General features: G+C 41.6%; 3 protein-coding genes. All 3 read right to left on the bottom strand.

Features of this window, described 5'->3' with window-relative positions; all coding sequences use genetic code 11:
* On the bottom strand, window positions 1-391 hold a 391-nt coding region (locus tag F6K40_RS40315; protein ID WP_293145988.1), incomplete at its 3' end, for a beta-ketoacyl synthase N-terminal-like domain-containing protein.
* 211 nt (window positions 392-602) lie between these two features.
* Window positions 603-842: an acyl carrier protein gene (locus F6K40_RS40310; protein WP_293145985.1), complete on the bottom strand. Its 240-nt coding sequence runs from the start codon at window positions 840-842 to the stop codon at window positions 603-605.
* Between the two features lie 9 nt (window positions 843-851).
* The coding region (locus tag F6K40_RS40305) for an acyl carrier protein (protein ID WP_293145982.1) at window positions 852-1251 on the bottom strand (400 nt) is incomplete at its 5' end.

Raw genomic sequence — 1251 nt, 5'->3', positions numbered from 1 at the left:
GTATAAATTCAGGACGTGATTGATAACGTTGCCAGGTTTGTTGCTGATGGCGTTGTTGCAGATTAGAGCCACCGATGACTAGGCCAATACGTTCCGGATTTACCTTGTCAGAGGTTAGTTTAGCATCTTCCCATGCTTCGGCAAAAGCGAGCATGGCAATTTGTGAAGTCCATGTGGCACTGCGTAATAATCCACTGTGTTTAGGAAATTTGGCCCTGACATCAAGCTCCGGTAGTTCTGAACCAATAAATGGTTTACTAGGGTTCTCCCGTCCTGGTCGTTGCAGATAACCAAATTTAGTTTTGCCCGATAACAGAGCTTCCCGAAAAGGGGTAACTCCTTGACCAATGGGGGTAACAATCCCCATACCAGTTATATTGATTTCATTCATACCAGTTCTGTTCTATTCCTTATTCCACTGGCAACGTCGGCATTATCCAGTCCGCAAGCACTCGCGGTCGATACCTCGCCAATCCGACAGCTCCCCAGACCGCCTAAGCTTGATTTAAGCTAGCATTCAAGTCTCACACGCAGCTAAAATTGCAGTGTTCGCTCTTTCAGACAAAGATAGAGAGCTTTTAATATTTCCACAGTGATCAATATTATAATTTCGCTGCGAATAAATCAGCAAGTTCGCCAATATTATTCGCTCCAGCAAGTTCAATCCGGGGAATATTCAAGGATAAATCTTCCATCACCATCATAATAATTTCGGCCCGATTAACTGAATCAATACCTAAGCTTTTTAAGCTATCAGTAGGTTCTAGGGGAGCTTCTTCTAATTCTGGTGCTACTTCACGAGTGTATTTTCTAATTAATTTGAGGACTTTTTCTTTACTCATGTCGTTCTCCTAAACTCTAGCTTGTTTTTTTATCTCTTGAACCAGTTGGTTTGCCTCTTGGACAGTCAACTCTTTCTTAGCTACCCTATTAAGGATTGCACGTAAGCGTTCTTTTTGACTCATCTCTTTTGAAGAATCTTCTGGTGAACCATTATTTGGAGAAGATACTTGGGGATAACCTCCATTACCATTACCTTGAGGTAATTTACTACTGCCAGTAGCAGCAATTTCCTGGGCAATATATGGCACTAAATCTAGCAAGGTAGGATAATCATACAACTTAGTGGCTTTGAGGTTTAAGTTGTAGGTTTGATTAATTGTGGTTGTCCATTCCACCCCGACAATTGAGTCTAACCCTAAATCAACAAATTTCTGGTCTTCGGCAATTTCGCTGACATCTGTATACAGA

Origin of the sequence: Okeania sp. SIO3I5 (assembly GCF_010672085.1) — a bacterium.
Lineage (GTDB): Bacteria > Cyanobacteriota > Cyanobacteriia > Cyanobacteriales > Microcoleaceae > Trichodesmium.
This window is presented reverse-complemented; position numbering and strand designations above follow the sequence as displayed.